The sequence below is a fragment of the Serratia sp. 3ACOL1 genome (assembly GCF_003668775.1).
Classification (GTDB): Bacteria; Pseudomonadota; Gammaproteobacteria; order Enterobacterales; family Enterobacteriaceae; genus Chania; species Chania fonticola.
Map to the genome: position 1 here is coordinate 5,544,024 of NZ_CP033055.1, position 11,883 is coordinate 5,555,906.

General features: G+C 50.2%; 12 protein-coding genes. 4 read left to right on the top strand and 8 right to left on the bottom strand.

The genetic code is table 11. The features are described 5' to 3' along the window. Positions 1–2: 2 nt before the first annotated feature. Genes D9980_RS25175 through D9980_RS25200 form a run of 6 tightly spaced genes read right to left on the bottom strand, consistent with a single transcriptional unit; the run spans position 3 to position 5,979 of the window. Complete coding sequence (locus D9980_RS25175) at positions 3–2,606, bottom strand: fimbria/pilus outer membrane usher protein (RefSeq protein WP_121608752.1); 2,604 nt, start codon at positions 2,604–2,606, stop codon at positions 3–5. A gap of 15 nt (positions 2,607–2,621) precedes the next feature. Beyond that, the gene (locus D9980_RS25180) at positions 2,622–3,386 is read right to left on the bottom strand and encodes a molecular chaperone (RefSeq protein ID WP_121608753.1); all 765 of its coding nucleotides are present in this window, start codon (positions 3,384–3,386) and stop codon (positions 2,622–2,624) included. Then, positions 3,383–4,102 (bottom strand): molecular chaperone, encoded by a 720-nt coding sequence (locus D9980_RS25185; protein ID WP_121608754.1) that lies wholly within the window; start codon positions 4,100–4,102, stop codon positions 3,383–3,385. The genes D9980_RS25180 and D9980_RS25185 overlap by 4 nt, the downstream gene beginning before the upstream one ends. 7 nt (positions 4,103–4,109) lie before the next feature. Next, the gene (locus tag D9980_RS25190; RefSeq protein ID WP_121608755.1) at positions 4,110–4,676 is read right to left on the bottom strand and encodes a fimbrial protein; all 567 of its coding nucleotides are present in this window, start codon (positions 4,674–4,676) and stop codon (positions 4,110–4,112) included. After that, positions 4,651–5,367, bottom strand: coding sequence for a molecular chaperone (locus D9980_RS25195; protein ID WP_121608756.1), 717 nt, complete (start codon positions 5,365–5,367; stop codon positions 4,651–4,653). Before D9980_RS25195 ends, D9980_RS25190 begins: the two co-directional genes overlap by 26 nt. A gap of 60 nt (positions 5,368–5,427) precedes the next feature. Continuing rightward, positions 5,428–5,979, bottom strand: a complete 552-nt coding sequence (locus D9980_RS25200) for a fimbrial protein (protein ID WP_121608757.1) — start codon at positions 5,977–5,979, stop codon at positions 5,428–5,430. Positions 5,980–7,283: 1,304 nt separating this feature from the next. On the opposite strand from D9980_RS25200, the gene D9980_RS25205 reads away from it, so the two are divergent. Further along, positions 7,284–7,850, top strand: a complete 567-nt coding sequence (locus D9980_RS25205; RefSeq protein ID WP_162304330.1) for a LuxR C-terminal-related transcriptional regulator — start codon at positions 7,284–7,286, stop codon at positions 7,848–7,850. A 408-nt stretch (positions 7,851–8,258) separates the two neighbouring features. Continuing rightward, positions 8,259–8,831, top strand: a complete 573-nt coding sequence (locus D9980_RS25210; RefSeq protein ID WP_121608759.1) for a LuxR family transcriptional regulator — start codon at positions 8,259–8,261, stop codon at positions 8,829–8,831. A 103-nt stretch (positions 8,832–8,934) separates the two neighbouring features. On the opposite strand, the gene D9980_RS25215 is transcribed toward D9980_RS25210, so the two are convergent. After that, on the bottom strand, positions 8,935–9,429 hold the full coding sequence (locus D9980_RS25215) for a hypothetical protein (protein WP_121608760.1): 495 nt from the start codon (positions 9,427–9,429) through the stop codon (positions 8,935–8,937). Beyond that, the gene (locus tag D9980_RS25220; RefSeq protein WP_121608761.1) at positions 9,413–10,195 is read right to left on the bottom strand and encodes a winged helix-turn-helix domain-containing protein; all 783 of its coding nucleotides are present in this window, start codon (positions 10,193–10,195) and stop codon (positions 9,413–9,415) included. The genes D9980_RS25215 and D9980_RS25220 overlap by 17 nt, the downstream gene beginning before the upstream one ends. Before the next feature lie 511 nt (positions 10,196–10,706). Between D9980_RS25220 and D9980_RS25225 the strand changes: the two genes are divergently transcribed. Together D9980_RS25225 and D9980_RS25230 are read left to right on the top strand one after the other, a co-directional pair. Further along, positions 10,707–11,249, top strand: coding sequence for a fimbrial protein (locus D9980_RS25225; RefSeq protein WP_121608762.1), 543 nt, complete (start codon positions 10,707–10,709; stop codon positions 11,247–11,249). 71 nt (positions 11,250–11,320) lie between these two features. After that, positions 11,321–11,875 (top strand): fimbrial protein, encoded by a 555-nt coding sequence (locus D9980_RS25230; protein WP_238393669.1) that lies wholly within the window; start codon positions 11,321–11,323, stop codon positions 11,873–11,875. The last annotated feature ends 8 nt before the right edge of the window (positions 11,876–11,883 follow it).

Consider the following 11,883-nt stretch of genomic DNA (forward strand, 5'->3'; position numbering starts at 1 on the left):
GGTTATCGGCCCGTTTCACAACGTGCCGTCAGTTGGCGGATCGGGTTGCTGGCCGAAGGGGCGGCAATACCGCTCAGATTGAAGCTGGCACGGCACTGCTGATGGTTACCATGCCCCCATTTCGCCGTGAGTGTGCCCTGTTCCGGTAACCCGCTCAGATACACCTGGCCCGCATCACCCACGATGCCGGTATTGCTTTTGCCTGCCGGCGTGTCCGCCACCGTCACTACGGTGCCAAATGGCACGCTGGTTTCCCCCTGCTGCAGCGTCACCAGTGCCTGGTAACCCACACGGGTGTCAAATCTCGCCATGACGACGGCCCCTTTGGTTGGGGAGACGTTAAGGCTTGATTGCGCCATATCTACATCCTCCGGCAGGGTAGTGGGGTTCAGGCTGATGCTGTTGTTCTGGTAGTTCGCCAGATACGGCACCAGCGCGTAACCGCGGCTGTCGGTGCGGATGTTGCCGTTGAGCACCTCAACGCCGCCAGCACCTGGCGCGCTGACCACCGCCACCGAATTGCCGAGCATGGACCCTAGCGTCACGCCTTCCGGGTGCAGCAGCAGGCTGCCGTTGCCGCTGAGGTTGAGTGAGCGGAACTGGTTGCTGTAGCTGTAGCCCAGATTGGCCTGGCCTTTACTACCCCGATAGCCCATATTCAAGTTGCTGTTATCACTACCATTATCGTTCGACCAGCCCTGCATCAGGTTGTAGGAGAGGCGATCGTCCATCGCGTTGCCACTGATGCCCGCCTGTTGTTGTACCTGGCCTTGATTGTTATGGGTTACCTGGTAGCTGGCATAGCTTTGGTTATTGGTAACCGCACTGCTAAACAGACTGACGGGGATCTGCACCGTCATCGACAGCTGGCGGTTTTCCGGCCAACTGCCGTCACCCTTGATGCGGTCAATACTGTAGGCCATGCCGTAGCTCACACCGTGATAACTGCCGTTGTAACCAACGGAAACGGTGTTGTTCACCTGGCTATTCCCCCAGTAATCGTTGCGTGAGGCCGATAGGTAAATGGCTCCCCAAGAATCCAACTGTTGGCTGATACGCAGCTGGAAATTGGAGCGTTGGCGTGTCAACGCCCAGGGAGTTTGCCCAGCGTTGAGTTCAAAACCCAGGTTGTTAAAGTCGGAGAAGGTGTAATAGTTGCGGGTGGAGTAGCGGTAGGCCGCGAGATCTACCGAGGTCCCGGTGCTGAGCAGGCTTTTGGCATAGCGCAACCGATATGAAGCCCCTTGTTGGCGTTCGTTTTGCCCCGCTAACCGGGCATCCGAACTGGTGACGTCTGCCGATATGGCGCCAAAGTCACCCAACGACAGGCCAGAACCTGCTACCAGAGAGTGATAATCTGTGGCAACCAGCGCACCGCCGTAGAGGGTGACGTTATACGGTAGGCCATACATGAATGTGCCAAGCCCGAAGGTCGCTTCCCGGGAGCTCTTGGTGATACCCCCGTTATAGCGCCCGCTGGTGAGCTCATACTTGAGTGCGCCAGGGCGTTGCATCACCGGCAATGACGAGAAAGCCAGGGTTTGGCTGCGTACCGAGCCGTCTGCTTCGGTGATGGTCACCGTCAGATCGCCACCTTGGCTGCTCTGGTAGAGATCGTTGATACGAAACGGGCCCGGAGCCACATAAGTTTGATACACAATGTTGCCGTTCTGGCTGACCGTCACCCGTGCGTTGCTTTGGGCAATGCCGGCAATCACAGGAGCAAAGCCGCGCAGGCTATTAGGCAGCATATCTTCGCTGGAATTCAGTTTGATGCCCCGGAAGGGAATGCTGTCGAACACATCATTTCCGCTGCTGCTTTCACCCGCCAGGATCTCGGCGTGCCACGCACGGATATCGTGTTGTAAATAGGTATCGGAGAATTGGCTGCGCTGATAACGGCTTGAGGAACTTCCCCCACGGCTTTCACTATAGGTATAGGTCATGGTGCTGCGCAGGCGCCACCCCTGGTAGTTCACCCCGCCCAGCAGGTTGGCGAACATATTGCTCTGCTCGCTTTTGCCCATGCCGTGCTGTGCGCTTTGCCAGTTACGGCTGCCGTTGAGGCTATAATTCATCAACAATGCAGGGACACCCTCGTCCCATTGTTCGGGATCGACGTAGTCCCGGGCATGTTGCTGCATGGCGACCTGGGGAATACTGATGTCCAGACGTAATTGGGCCAAATCGAAGCGTAACTGCGATTCAGGAATGAGCTTCTCCAAGTTGGCGATGGGAGCCTCAGGCGACAAGCCGCTAAAGCTGGGCAGTGCCTCAGTATTCACGCCAAGCCCGTGGAGGAATGCCGGGGTCAGTTGCGGTAGCACCTGGCCCTGCGCATCTTTTTTGAACACCAGACTGTGTTGCCCCTGTTCCGACTGGTTCACCCACAGCGTCACCAGATAGCGCCCTTCAGGGGTCTGGCCGGAGGATTCAAACACGGTCAGATCGGTGGTGGCCAACGGGGTGCCCCCCAGCGCCAACAGGCCCGGATCGAAATAGTCTCGGCCCCAGGCGGGTAAGGCACCGGCCAGCAGCAGGGCTCCGGCCAAAGAAGGTGAAAGACCTGGTGTGCCAGGCCTGTTTTTTATTGATGTTCTATCCATGATTTTAGCGCGTCCTTAAACATCCAATGGGGGCAAGTCCTGCTGACAAACGGGAGTATTCCAACCATCCTCATCAATAAGTTGCCACTCGACATGGCTGCTGGTCCCGGTAGGGGCGGGATAGCGTTGTTGTCCTTTCGGCGGCACCATCAAACGTAACGCGGGTTTATCCAGCGCGACGCGGTCCGATTTCAGCCGCGAAAAGGTGAGCCAATAGGGAGTCGGATTATCGGCAATCAACTCGTTGCCCGAGCGGTGGAAACGCAGTTGGCAGGCCACGTCGGCCACGGCGCGTTTAGCCAATCCCTTAGGGCGGTAGAACAATTTCATATTGCTGACTACCGTCACCGCCATCTGGCCTACCGGCTGTGGTTGAACGTTTTGCGCCTGCGCGGGGATCGCTTTCATGGAGATAAAAAATACCGACTCGCGATCTGTCGGCAAGGGTTCTCCATTGCGCCGGATACGCAGTGTCAGTTCACTCTTGGCCTCTAAGCGCGCCAGCGGTGGCGTGACAATAAACGGCATTTTCGCTTGCTCGCCCTCGCTCAAATCGACATCGCCGGTCTGGTTATCGACCGGGCGCACCCGGGACTGCATCAGATAGGCGTCTGCGCTTTTGTTGTCTACCACCAAACTGACGCCTTGCTTGGCGCTTTCGGGGTAAATCACCCGCAGAACATAAAATGAGATCCCTGTGGAGTCGGGCTCTGCCGCCTGGGGAGCGGTCAAAAAAGACAGGCTGCACAGCAGCAATATCGCTTGGCCAAGGTGTTTCATGCGGGTGGGTCCTTTGGTGATGGCAGGGCCTGCTGGCATGGCGCAGATAAGCCGCCGAAGTCGGTAATGGTTTGCCAAACGGCTTGCCTGGCCGACGGGTTGCCGGGATACGTCTGTGCGCTCATCGGGGCAATCATCGCCGACTGGGTATCGAGATCGATAAGCTGGCCATCGAACTTCAGTGAAGCAAACGTGAGAAAATAGGGGGTTGGATTGTCAATGCGCACCCCTGCTGCCGTAGGCGTCAATCGCAGCTGGCAACTGGCGTCCTTCGGGGCGATTTTGAGGCCCTCAGGGCGGTAATACAGTTTGATGGCAAAGCGAAACCCCATCGATAAGTGCGCCTCTGCCAGTGCCGCCTGTTTCTGTGCGGGGATCGCTAATACCGAAAGGTAAAACAGCGATTCCCGATCCGTGGGCAATGCCTGATCCTGCTTGAGGATGCGCAGTAATTGCTTGCGCTCAGGGCCGAGCTGAAACAGCGGCGGTGTGACGATAAACGGCGTTGGGGCTTGGTCGTCAAGCGCGCGTTGGATACGGCTTTGGATCAGAAAATTTTGTGTGCCGCTATTATTCACCGTGACAGTTTGTGCCCTGTCCGCAGCGGAAAACACCACCCGGGTCTGGTTTAAACTGATACCGCCGTCGGCTATTGCCATTGGCCCGGTAAAGAGCAACAGCAGCAGTGCGATAGATGAATAGCAGGCAGATGGCATGGCAACCTCAGCGGTAGATAAATGTGAAGGTGATACGGGCGATGACCTTACCCGGTTTCACCGTCGCGCAGCCGGTACTGCCACCGCAGCTGACGCCAGCAAAAAAGGGCAGGTCTTTACCGACCGGTATCTGCCCTATGGCCGACAAGGGATAAGTGTCGGTAGGTTTGACCTCGGTACTGTTGTAATTGGGCATGTTGGCACTTTGTACCAACATAACTCCGCTCCCACCGGCACTGGAGTCGCTGCTGCGAAACAGCCATTTACCATTCTGGGTCATGCCCTCACCGCTGACCGTAATCATCGGCTGTAGGCCAGCAGTGGCGACACCGTCACAGTTGCCAACCTTGAGGGTAAACGGCTGTGAGTTGATCAGGGCACCGCTACGCAAGCGTGCCTGCGACATCTCGTCCAGCGGCAGTACGCTTTTATCCAGGCTTAGGGAACAGGTGCCTGGCATGATTGTTGCGGAAAAGTTCAGCGTCACGGCGGGGGCCGTGCTGCTGGTTAATCCGGCAACCATAGCGAGTAAGAAGAGGGATACCTTCTTAAGGCAGAGCCTGTTTAAACGCATCAACGCCTCCCTGATCGTTAATGGTTTGCCAGTCAATAGCCCCACTTTTAGCCGTGGTGGGATAGATATGGGAACCGAATGGCGCAATCATCAGCGCAGCTGGTGTGTCTAACTTAAGCCGTTGCCCGGCAAAGGTCAGGCTGGCCAGGCTGACAAAATAGGGGGAGGGGTTACTGACCTGTAGCCCGTTATTGACGTAGGTGAAGCGCAGGTTTTTCTGTGCTGAACCCGAATCTGATGCTAGCTCTTTAGGGCGATAAAACAGCTTGATGATGTTGCCGACGCCAAATTGGGCGGTAGCACTCACGTTGGCGCTCTGTTGGCTGGCGGTCGGCTCGGTTGCGGCTGGGATCGCCATGGCCTGGAAATAGAATACCGACTCGCGATCTTTGGGCAATGATGCGTCATTACCGGTAATACGGACCTGACTCTCGCTCTTGGCTTCCAGCCGAAAAACCGGTGGTGTTACCGTAAATGGGGCTGCATCACGATTATTTGGGTTCAGGCTTACCGCGGCCTGTACCAGATAAGGCAAAGCGGGCTGGGTATTGCGTAGCGTGACGGCAATGCTGCCTGCCCCTTGTGGGTAGATAAGTCGGGTGGCATTAATGCCAAATCCATCTGCCAATACGGCGGGTGAACTGCACAGCAACGCCATTACGACGGGAAAAAATAGCGTTAAGCGCGTCATTTATTGCCCCTTGGTATGAAAAAAATGGCAGGCAGCCGAAGCCACCTGCCCAGAGGTAAATCAGTTATAGGAGAAAGCGAACAGGATCGGTGCCTTGACGGCGCCAATGTTGGTTTTGTCCGCGCTGGTGGAGGCCAGGCCCACCTGCAGGCTCAGCGTTTTGGCATTAAAATCGCCAGCTGCTGGCGTTGCGCCTGCGGTAGCGACCAGGAGTTTGTCGCCGGCCTTGATATAGACGTTTGGCTTGCTAACTTCGCTCAGCATGATGCCGGTATTGGTGCCGGTGGAGTTGAAGACATTTGAGTTGGCAGCCAGCGTTTGGCCGGTGACTACCAGGTTGGCCGTATCGGCAGCCGCAACGGGGGCTTCACAGTTGTTCAGGCCCACGGTGAACTGTTTCTGGCTGGCAGTGATAGGGGTCAAAACTCCGGTAAATTGCTTTGGTGAAAAGTTACCCAGATCCAGGCTGTTGGTAGACAGTGAAATGTCACAGGTGGCAGCAACTACGTTGGCCGTTACGGTTAATTGGGTGTTAGTTGCCGCCTGGGCGTTACCCGCTACGGCCAATAAAACCAATGCAGCCGGAGCCAGAGTGAAGATAGATTTACGCATGAGTGCTATTCCTTTAGATTGAGATGGCTTATTAAAAACGAGTTGATGCTTGCTAGACTTACAGTTATCTCTGCTCAGAAATAACTGGATGTATATCGATTAACGGGTTTTTTATTCATTTACTACGCTAGGTAGGAGGTATTTACTTCCGAGGGTGTCTCCCTCTGTATTTCGCTTTTAATAATTTCAAAATACGTCATGGTTGTCAAAATGTAAGGGTGGTGCATGGTTTAAATTTAATGCATTGATTTATATGGTTTATTATGTAATTTATGGATTTTTTATGTGAAAATATTAGTTTTTAATTTTGCTACTTTATGTTTGCATGGGTTTTTATTCTAATATTAATATTTACTTGGTTTTTATGTCTTTTTTTGGGGTGTTTTTTTATGGGGTAGGTGAGGGAAAGGCATTTGTAAGCTATAGATAATAAAAAATTATGGAAATTATCTAAATTAAGTGGGGTGTAGACCTATTTAATTATATTGCGGATTGATAGTCTAAAAAATAATTATGTCGCTATTACGTTCATAGAATAAAAAAAGTGGTTTTGCGTTCACCTGGGGGGGGCAACTCTCGGCGATCCTAAGTCTGGATGAGCAGCTCGAGACTCTTGCGGAATCAGATCAAAGACAGGCCTACCAGATGAGAGGAGTCACGCAGTTCCATCCACCGGTACAACTCCTGGTTAGTCTTGATGCACAGTTTGCGCATGGCATTGCGTGACAGTCTTGTCCTTGATGCCCTGCTGTGTCATGCCCGCCCATCCCTATGGCCAGATACTTCAGCGCTTCAATTGCCAAAAAATCAAAGCGTAAAAATACGCATTGATTGGGTTAGACATTCTGATTGAAAATTAATTTGCTGGGTTGTATTGAATGTCTTGCTTTATTGTATTGCCGTTCATAACGGATTTAAATGGGAGTTTTCTCTTTGTTTTTTCTTTTTGTCTTATAATTAGTTGCATGCTTGAATAAATCCATCCATAAGCGATTATAAAATATGGGGAATGTTTGTCATGATGTTTAATGGCTATTTTAAACAATAAAATTGATTGACGATAATAATTTTATAAGAATATACTGATAAGGCTGGGTGTAAAAGAATGTCATGACTTTATCCAGGTGATGAGAGAGTTGTTTACATAAATAAAAGAGCCAGGAATTAATTTTGGTTTGCTCTACCTATGGTATTAGAACCTGGATATATATTAAAGACGATATTGGGTCGCCAGTCCTTGGTGCTCCTGAATGCTGCGCGTTCCAATATGGATGGATTATTTTTACCAGGAGGTAAGTATTCCAATGATTCTAATAGACTCAGACTATTCCTGCTCGTTAAGCAAAATAACCTTTAAATCACTCATCGATTCCTTAAGGTGTGAGCCAGCCCCTGCTTTGCATTATGGCGAGGGTTCAATCGCTTTTGTTGATGGGGATTCGGCTAATATCTATAGCGTCGTCAAGTCGGTTTACGAGTTACGCAAGAACAGCGAAGTTGTTTATATGGTCACGTTGCTGTCAAAAGATAAAGAGTGCTCCTCGGTGATCAGGCATTTATCTGATTACGTGGTGGATAAAAAAATCACCTATGACGATCTGCAACGGCTGATCAGCACCATGGTTACGGCAAAACCCAAGGCGTTAGCGGATAATGTTTTTGGCGATATCTGGGGGGACATTTTGAAGTCTTCTCAGAAAGAATATCTGGTGCTGAAGCTGTTGCTGGATGGCCACAGCCAATACCAAATAGCCAAAATGTTAAACTTATCGATAAAAACCATCAGCGGCTATAAGGTTAAGGCGATAAAAAGACATGGGGCAAGAAACTTCAACGAGCTCTACATGTTAAAGCTAAGCAATAATGCTTGATATCACCTAATAGACAGTATCCTTGGCGTTTAGGTTAAGCAATAGGGTGACATGTTGCTGAATTCCATCCCAGCCATGAGGATTTAAGTCCTGTAAGAATCATTAATAAACTTAAAAATTAGAATTTAAACCTATAAATAACGTAATTTCAGTTATAAATAACTGCGCGGTAACTTTTCCTGTAACTTAAGGCTCAGATTGATGTGGGGCGCCGTTTGCCGGGTTTAGGCCTGGCAGGCGCAACGTCAATCCTGAGCAGTAACGATAAGTTCAGCACCAGGTAGGCATCGGCAAAACCCTTAAGGGGTTTGGTCTCTGACGTCAGTTAACAATGAATAGGGTTATCTTGGATAGCCTTAGGCCTGGTGCTTCACCAAATTCAAGTATTACTTTTGCAGGAAGTCACCCATGTTTTTATTTGACACGAGTTACCCATGCCCTTTAAATAAGGTCGCCTTCAATTCAATTATCGAGTCCTTAAACGCGGAATCAAACTCAAGCTTGCGTCATGATGAAGGTTACGTTGCTTTTGTTGATGGGGACTCAAGCGATATATACAGCACCATAAAAAATATTTATGGCCTGAAAAAGGAGAATAAAACGATTTATGTCATTACGCTGCTTTCCAAAGGTAAAGAGTGTTCTGCGATGGTCAAGCATTTATCCGACTTTATAGTCGATAAAAAAATCGCCTATGCCGATCTGAAAAACCTGGTCAGAGCTATGGGCTCAGCGCAACCTAAGACGGTAGCGGACAATATCTTTGGCGATATTTGGGGGGAGGTCCTGAAGTCGTCGCAGAAAGAGCACCGAGTATTAAAGCTATTAGTGGAGGGGTATTCTCAATCACAGATAGCCAAGATGCTGCACCTGTCGATAAAAACGGTCAGTGGCTATAAAGCCAAGGCGGTAAAACGACATGGGGCAAGAAACTTCAATGAGCTGTATATGCTTAAGTTCGGTAATACTCATGTGCAATAAACCGCTAAACACCTGTGCGATGGCGTTGGATACTATCCTTCAGCCATCGCACTCGCCGAGTGGGAAGAGAGAGCGCTTTACTGTTCTGTCATGAATTGGCTTATTATTGGCTTTGGATGCACATCATCACCGGCGAAAAGTCATTCCACAATAAATAGCCATCTCCCACTTCGGTGATCCTCAGCTGCCTGGCTTTCACCGAAAAATCAAAAATGGACTGGTTAAACAACTCATTCGGCATATTATCGCTGGCATTTTTATTGACATCCACCAGCTGCAAGGCGAGGTGACCATTACCTTCATAACGATATTCAAAATTGACATTACGCAGAAGATTATACTTTACTGCGCCAGCGCTATCCCTGACCGTAGCGGAGATATGCATTCTCCCATGGTTGACGCCATCAATATGCAAACTCATGACGCCTTGGGTTTGCAAGTCGCTCTGTACCAGGAAAAAGGCGGCACAGCTCACTTTTGGACCTTTCTCGATAACGAAAAATTTATGCATCAGGAGGTTGAATAACAGGGCTGCCGCGACCAAGGCGAGAGCAACCAACCCGAAGAACTTGCCTGAGCGATTATTTAGCGAAAGCATAGACGGCCTTACAGTCAGAGAAATGAGACAGGGTATGGTCACTATTGGTGCAACGGGTTATGAATGCTCTGCCAGATTGTTGGTAGGCATAGTGTTCGCCTGAGTGAAAAATGAACACCTCATTGTTAACGCATGGAGCATGCACGGCAGCCAACTCTTCGGCCAGTTTTTCCTTGCGTGCAGCGACGTCAGGCGAGCTAGCGCTAAGCGCATAGAGGGGGCAGGTCGCTATATTGCCAATTTGATACAACGTAGACTTTGGGAAACTGTAATCCAGGTGGCCAGTAGCGGAACGGAAAGGTTGCAGAACCAAAAAGGTTGAGATGATCAAGCTGATGGCGAGCAACGCGGTTTTATACCCTCTGCGTAGCCTTGATTGCTTTATTGTAGGCTGAACTTCGGTGTTCGTGGTTTCAACGCTCTGCGGTGTTTCCTGTTGGTAAGACACCGATTCCCCAGAGATATAAAACCCGACTCGAGGTATGGTTTTAATGATCTCTTCTTCACAGCCTAACTCACTCAATGACTTACGGATCAGCGAAATATACTGATTGACCGAGTTATTCGAAGGTTCCAGACCATATTTATTCCAGATATTATTGAGTAATTCTTCCCGGCTTACCATTTTATCGGCGTTTTCCAACAGGTAGGTGAACAACCGAGTCGGAATGGTAGTAAAGGAGAGCCTTCTTTCGGGCTGCGCAATGTTCCACATCGCACCATCTTCGCTTCTGAACGCAATCATGTTAAAAATTGTAAAGACCATGTCCCCCCCTGTAGGTAAGACCTGACTACACCTGATTAAACCAGCCTACTCTGCTGTCAGATTACAGTACAGCGTCGCAATCTCACAATCTTATATTATAGCCGATATTGTCCCCAGCTTGAGGCATGACGGGATGTGTGTGGGGGGGGGGACGCTCAACTCGCAACGGGAAGTTGCATAGATGTAAAAAATAGATCGTTAATGTCTTTCATGCTGAAATGAACATTTCATTGCTTTTTTTTCTAGCAATAAATGCTTATTTAAAATACTAAAGTTAGATATTTCCTAGTGTATACATAGGCTTGCTGAGTTATTCGTTGAGGTGGTTTTTTTTATAAGACAGCAAGAAGAAACAAAGAGGAATGTCCTATATAAGTATTTTCCTCTGACGGTATTATAGCGCCAATCCTAAGCAACGGAATTATTGTTGGGTAGTGATAAAAGGCGTGGCAGTGTATTTCACAGTCCGCCTAATATTTTAGTTAATATATAAATCATAGGAACGGATTTCATGAAAGTTAAAGCAATTGCAATGATCATTGGCGCTTCCCTGGTGGCTAGCACGGCTTACGCAGCTAACCAAGGCGAAGGCAAGATCACCTTTACCGGTTCTATCACTGATGCACCTTGCTCTATCGCAGCAGGTTCACTTGATCAGGTTATCCCATTGGGTGCCGTGTCTAACGTTGCTCTGGCAGCTAACAATAATACGGGTGTCTCAACGCCAGAAGCTTTCAGCATTGAGCTGAAAGATTGCGTCATTGCTACTGCAGGCACCAAAGATAAAGTCTCTGTGACCTTCACCGGCACGGCTTCTTCATATGATGCTACCAGTCTGGGTCTGATCGGTACTGCTGAAGGTGCTTATATTCTGATGTCTCAGGCTGACGGTGCCAAAGTGGCTCTGAACACCCCTACCGCAGCTCGAACTTTGGTTAATGGTACCAACAACTCCCTGAGCTTCACTGCTGCTCTGAAAGGTGGTGGCGAAGATGCTGTGATCAAACCAGGTAGCTTCCAGGTTCCAACCAACTTCGTACTGTCTTATCAGTAAGTCTGTTGCGTAGTGCTGAACAACCTGCGGCGGCTCTGCCGCAGGTTTTTTTGCGACTCATGGAGCTGTTAATGAAATGGACTTATGACGTTTCACCTTGTGTGGTGCCTTCCCTGTTGATGTGTTGTGCCCTGGCGCTCTCCGGGAGTGCATTTTCCGCTGATGTGCTGGGGCAGGGGCGCGTCAGCATGGAAGGCGCCATTGTTGAGACTCCTTGTGCAATTGAAGTCGGGGACCGTGACCAGACTTTGGTAATGGACACCCTCCCGGTCAGCCAACTGATCCGGGATGGTCGCGGGCCAGATAAAGATTTTGCCATCCGCCTGGTGGATTGCGTGCTGGTACGTGTTGATGCGAGAGCTCCCGATTGGCAGCGCTTTCAGGTGACGTTTGACGGTGATGACGATCGCGGTCATTTCGGCGTGAGCGGAGAGGCGAGCGGCGTGGCGTTGATGATACGTGATGCCAGAGGCGAGGTGGCAGCACCAGGGGATGCCATGCTGGCCAGCGCCATGGCCCCAGGAGAGATGCAACTGCATTACACCCTGAACCTGGTGGGTAACCAACAGACGTTGCGGGCAGGAGATTACCGTTCGGCTATACGGTTCAGAATGGATTATTACTAAAGGGACTC